Genomic DNA, 4,813 nt, shown 5'->3' on the forward strand with positions numbered 1-4,813 from the left:
CAGGACTCCACCACCATCATCGGCAAGGCCCTTGGCAAGGAAGCCGAAGCGGCCAAGCTGGTCTCCGACACCGAGGCCACGATCAAGGACAAGGTCTCCAAGTACCCCCAGATCGCCGGAAAGTCCTTCATCTACGGCAACCTGGAACCGGACAAGAGCGACGGCGTCAACGTCTACACCGCCAACGACAACCGTCCCCGCTTCCTCAACGAAATCGGCATGAAGCTCGCATCCGTTGTTGAGGACAACTCCAAGGGCTCCAAGGAATTCTTCATCCCGTGGTCCGCCGAAAAGGCCAACGAACTCACTTCGGACATCTTCGTGACCTGGGTGCCGGATGCGGCCACCACCGACTCCATCAAGGCTGACCCGCTGCTAGGCCAGATCCCGGCCATCAAGACCGGCGCGCTGGTTGCCGACTCCAACAACACGCTGACCCTGTCCATCTCCGCTTCGTCGCCGCTGAGCCTGCCGTGGTCCCTGGACACGTTCCTGCCGCAGCTGGCTGGCGCCGCGGACAAAGTCGCCGCCGCAGCGAAGTGACACGCTTCCATGACAATCAGTACGGCGACGGCGCCCGCCGGCAGTGTGCCCGGCGCACCTGTCGCCCCCGCCGGGAGGAAAGCCGCCGCCAAGCAGGCCGCCTGGCTGCTGGCCGCCGTCGTCGTCCTTGTCCTGGTCTGCGCGGCGTCCCTGGCTGTGGGTGCCCGCGGAGTCCCGCTCGGCACGGTCTGGCAGGCCCTGACGCAGTTCGACCCCGCCGACGGCGACCATGCCGTCATCCACGCCCGCACCCCCCGCACCGTGCTCGGTCTGTTGGCCGGCGGCGCCCTCGGACTGGCAGGCGCGGCCATGCAGGGGGTGGCCCGCAACCCGCTCGCGGACCCGGGGATCATCGGTGTCAACGCCGGCGCGGCCCTCGCCGTCGTCACCGGGATCTACGTCTTCGGCGTCTCGTCCCTGACCGGCTACATCTGGTTCGCGTTCATCGGCTCCGCGGCAGCCGCCGTCGTCGTCTACCTGATCGCGTCACTTGGCACGGAAGGCGCGACGCCGGTCAAACTGGCACTGGCCGGCGCGGCCCTGAGCGCGGGGCTGTATTCGCTGATGAACGTCGTCCTGGTCTCCAGCCAGGACACCCTGGACCGGTTCCGCTTCTGGCAGGTCGGCGGGATCGCCGGCCGGGACTGGTCGGTGGTGCTGCCCGGGCTGCCGTTCCTGGCCGCCGGGGCGCTGATTGTGCTGTTCACCGGACGGATCCTTAACAGCCTGGCCCTCGGGGATGACATCGCCCGCGGCCTGGGCCAGCGCGTCGGACTGGTCCGCGCCGTCACCGCGCTGGGCATTGTGCTGCTCTGCGGCTCGGCCACGGCGCTGGCCGGGCCGATCGGATTCGTCGGCCTGGTGGTTCCGCACGCCGTCCGCTTCCTGACCGGCCCGGACTACCGCTGGATCCTGCCGTTCTCGCTGGTCCTGGCACCGGTGCTGCTCCTGCTGTCGGACGTGGTGGGCCGTGTCATCCTGTTGCCCGGCGAAGTCCCGGCGGGCATCATGACGGCGCTGGTGGGTGCGCCTGTCTTTGTGTGGCTGGTCCGCCGCGGGAAGGGGGCAGGGCTGTGAGCAAAGCAGACCTCGCCAACGTCAGGCGCGAGCTGGGGGAGAACGCACCCGCCGAGCGCGAACTGGCCGAACCGGCCGGCCCGGTCCGCGCCAATGTGGGGCCGCTGCGCAGTGCGCTGATGGGCCGTGTGCTGATGGGCCGTGTGTCGATGGGCCGGACGGCCCTGCTGGCCTTCGCCGTCGTTGTGCTCCTCGCCGTCAGCATCCTGCTGGGCAGCTACACCGTCACCGTCCCGGACTTCGTCAGGATCCTCACGGCCCACCTCACCGGTGGCGAGAGGATCCCCGGCGCCAGCTTCATCGTGATGGAAACCAAGCTGCCGCGGGCAGTCATCGGCACCATGATCGGCATTGCCTTCGGGCTCTCGGGCACCCTGTTCCAGACGATGCTGCGCAATCCACTGGCCAGTCCCGACGTGATCGGCATCAGCTACGGGGCCAGCGCGGCCGCCGTCACCGCCATCGTCGTTTTCGGAGCCTCCGGAGCGGCGGTGTCCGGCGCGGCACTGTGCGGGGCCATGGCGGTAGCCGTCCTGATTTACACAATCTCGCGGAGCGGTTCCCCCGGATCAGGCGGCGGCAATCACGCCAACGCAGCCGGAAGCCGGCTCATCCTGGCCGGCATCGGCATCGCCGCGGCACTGAACGCCGTGGTCAACTTCCTCATGACGCGGGCCGATATCCGCACCGCGGCCGAGGCCCTGATCTGGCTGAACGGATCCCTGAATTCCGCCAGCTGGGACCGTGCCGGAGTGCTGGCCCTGGCGCTTCTGGTCCTGGTGCCCGCCGCCGCCCTCCTCGCCGGCCCGCTGCGGATCCTGGAACTCGGAGACGACGCCGCCGCCGGGCTCGGCATCCGGGTGGGCATCATCCGGCTGGGCGTGGTGGCCGTTGCCGTCGCCCTCGCCGCCGTCGCCACTGCAGCCGCCGGGCCCGTGGCCTTCGTCGCCTTCCTGGCCGGCCCCATCGCGCGCCGCTTCACGGGCAAGGCCAGTCTTCCGGCCGGCGCGTTCGTCGGCGCCCTGATTGTCCTGGCCGCCGACTACTTCGCCGCCAACATCGCCCCCCTGCTGCTGGACGGCACCGTCCTTCCCGTCGGTGTGGTCACCGGCGCGCTGGGAGCACCGTTCCTGCTGTGGCTCCTGGTCACGGCCAACCGAAAGGACGCCTGACATGGCAGTTCTCAACGCCAAGGACCTGACGCTGCAGTACGACCAGCGCCGGGTGGTGGAAGGCCTCACGGCGGAGATTCCCGAGGGGAAGGTGACAATGATCGTGGGCGCCAACGCCTGCGGCAAATCCACGCTCCTCCGCGGCCTGTCCAGGCTGCTGAAGCCGGCCGGCGGCACCGTGACCCTGGACGGCAAGGACATCCATTCCCGCCCGGCCAAGGAACTCGCCCGCATCCTCGCCCTGCTCCCGCAGCACCCCACCGCCCCCGACGGCATTCTGGTCCGGGATCTCGTGGGCCGCGGACGCTACCCGCACCAGGGGTTCTTCCGCAGCTGGAGCGCGGGTGACGATCTCGCTGTGCACCGTGCGCTGGAAGTCACCGAAACCCTGGAGCTCGCCGAACGCAACGTCGACGAACTCTCGGGCGGGCAGCGTCAGCGCGTCTGGATCGCGATGGCGCTGGCCCAGGAAACCGACGTTCTGCTGCTCGACGAGCCAACCACCTACCTGGATCTGGCCCACCAGGTGGAGGTCCTGGACCTGATCACGGACCTGAACCGGCGCCGCGGCACCACCGTGGCAATCGTCCTGCACGACCTGAACCTGGCGGCCCGGTATGCGGACCATGTCATCGCCATGAAAGGCGGCAGGATCGTGGCCGAGGGCACCTCTACCGACGTCGTCACCGAGGACTTGGTCCGACACGTCTTCGGCCTGGACTCGCGGGTGCTGCCCGACCCCATTTCCGGCACGCCACTGATCATCCCGCTCGGCCGGCACCACGCCGAGTTCCCAAAAGCAGAAACAGCAACCCTGGAGTTGGTCCCATGAGGGCAGTTAACAGCAGTGCAACAGCCGGCAGTGCAACGGGCGGCACTGCAGCAGACAGCAGCCAGTCGCGGATACGCCGTACTCCCTCTGGCGTAAGCAACCAGCCGCCCAGCCAACCAATGACCCTGGCGTTCGACGTGACGGTCGCCGCGGTGCAGGAGCTCAGCCCCAACTTCCGCCGGATCACCTTCGGCGGATACTCCCTGCGTGGCTTCGGCGTCCACGGCGAAACCCTGGACCTGCGCGTGAAGCTGATGATCCCGTCCCTTGCCGGGGACAGCACCCAGCTGCCGCTGCCGGTGTTCCACATGGAGCAGTCCGGCTGGTACCAGGAATGGCTTGCCATGGATCCCGCGATCCGTGGCTCCATGCGCACCTACACAGTGCGGCAGGAACGCCTCGACTCCGTGTATCCGGAGATCGACGTCGACTTTGTCATGCACTTCGACGCCGCCGGAAACGGCGGACCCGCCGCGAACTGGGCGCTGAACGCCAGGCCCGGCGACGCCCTCACCCTCATTGGACCCAACAACCGGGCCGCGCACTGTGTCACGGCGGAGACCTACTCCGGCATCGAATGGCGGCCGGGCCTGGCCCAGCGCGTACTGCTTGCCGGTGACGAGACCGCTGTCCCGGCCATCAGCGCCATCCTGGAAAGCCTCCCGTCGTACATCAGCGGACATGCGTTTCTTGAGGTCCCCGAGCCCGGCGACTTCCTGGATCTGAGGTCCGACGCCGACGTCGAAATCACCTGGCTGGCACGCGGCGCCTCGATCGGCCGCTCACGTCCGCACGGCGAACTCCTGCAGGAAGCCGTCCGCGCCGCTGTTCCCGAACCCGGCTGGGTCGGCCTCCGGCCGCCCTCTGATTCTGCGGCCGGCGGCGGGGCAGGGCCCGAACCCGATGACGTGAACGTGGACCAGGACATCCTCTGGGAGACCCCCGCCCGGATGGACGCCGCGATGATCGGAGCCGGCAAGAACCCGGACAAGCCCGCCGGGGCACTGCCGTTCTACGCCTGGATCGCCGGCGAAGCGGGCACCGTCAAGGAGATGCGGCGGTACTTGGTGCGGGACGTGGGGATTGACCGGAAACAGGTCGCGTTCATGGGTTACTGGCGGAAGGGGAAAGCTGAGCTCTAACCGACGCTCCCGCAGGTCCTGCGGCTCTTGCCCCGACGCTCCCGCAG

5 protein-coding genes are annotated in these 4,813 nt (G+C 68.7%); all 5 read left to right on the plus strand.

Translation table 11 applies throughout. The annotated features are described in order from the left end of the window. Positions 1–543, plus strand: a 543-nt coding sequence (locus LQV45_RS17920) for an ABC transporter substrate-binding protein (protein ID WP_230008184.1), incomplete at its 5' end; no start/stop codon positions are given. Between the two features lie 9 nt (positions 544–552). Further along, a complete protein-coding gene (locus tag LQV45_RS17925) occupies positions 553–1,620 on the plus strand; it encodes an iron ABC transporter permease (RefSeq protein ID WP_230008185.1) in 1,068 nt (355 codons plus the stop codon). Positions 1,621–1,754: 134 nt separating this feature from the next. Continuing rightward, positions 1,755–2,792, plus strand: coding sequence for an iron chelate uptake ABC transporter family permease subunit (locus LQV45_RS17930; protein WP_230008188.1), 1,038 nt, complete (start codon positions 1,755–1,757; stop codon positions 2,790–2,792). A gap of 1 nt (position 2,793) precedes the next feature. Then, a complete protein-coding gene (locus tag LQV45_RS17935) occupies positions 2,794–3,624 on the plus strand; it encodes an ABC transporter ATP-binding protein (RefSeq protein ID WP_230008186.1) in 831 nt (276 codons plus the stop codon). A gap of 119 nt (positions 3,625–3,743) precedes the next feature. Then, the gene (locus LQV45_RS17940) at positions 3,744–4,766 is read left to right on the plus strand and encodes a siderophore-interacting protein (protein ID WP_230008187.1); all 1,023 of its coding nucleotides are present in this window, start codon (positions 3,744–3,746) and stop codon (positions 4,764–4,766) included. The last annotated feature ends 47 nt before the right edge of the window (positions 4,767–4,813 follow it).

The organism is Microbacterium sp. Bi128 (genome assembly GCF_918698205.1).

Bases quoted from the DNA above. Each gene is read 5' to 3' on its own strand.
- LQV45_RS17940 (WP_230008187.1), top strand. From the start codon at position 3,744: ATGACCCTGGCGTTCGACGTGACGGTCGCCGCGGTGCAGGAGCTCAGC.
- LQV45_RS17930 (WP_230008188.1), top strand. From the start codon at position 1,755: ATGGGCCGTGTGTCGATGGGCCGGACGGCCCTGCTGGCCTTCGCCGTC.
- LQV45_RS17925 (WP_230008185.1), top strand. From the start codon at position 553: ATGACAATCAGTACGGCGACGGCGCCCGCCGGCAGTGTGCCCGGCGCA.
- LQV45_RS17935 (WP_230008186.1), top strand. From the start codon at position 2,794: ATGGCAGTTCTCAACGCCAAGGACCTGACGCTGCAGTACGACCAGCGC.